Consider the following 317-nt stretch of genomic DNA (forward strand, 5'->3'; position numbering starts at 1 on the left):
CTCGCGCGGCGCAGGACCACCAGATGCAAAGGTCCCGAGATTTCCGTGCGGCCGCGGAAGGAGCAGCGGGCCGGGCCCCGATCCGGGGCCCGGCCGGGTGCGGATCTCCGGAGAGATCAGACTGCGCGAGCTCGGGAGCGGAGAGCGTCGTGGACCCCGCCGAAGGCGGTCGGCGAGCCGATCAGCTTCTTCGGCACCTTGCACACCATGGTGTAGACGGTGTCGCACACGTTCGCGACCGGGCTCAGGGCGATCTGCGACACCAGTTGGTAGGCGTCCATCTCCGAGAGCGAGAGGAGCTCCGCGACCCAGCGGAC

1 pseudogene is annotated in these 317 nt (G+C 69.7%); it reads right to left on the reverse strand.

Annotated features, from left to right (window positions below):
- Positions 1–116: 116 nt before the first annotated feature.
- Positions 117–317 (reverse strand): annotated as a pseudogene (locus tag Q0L15_RS21335) (acetamidase); the annotation flags it as partial.

The sequence above is a fragment of the Nocardioides sp. genome (assembly GCF_024509035.1).
Lineage (GTDB): Bacteria > Actinomycetota > Actinomycetes > Propionibacteriales > Nocardioidaceae > Nocardioides.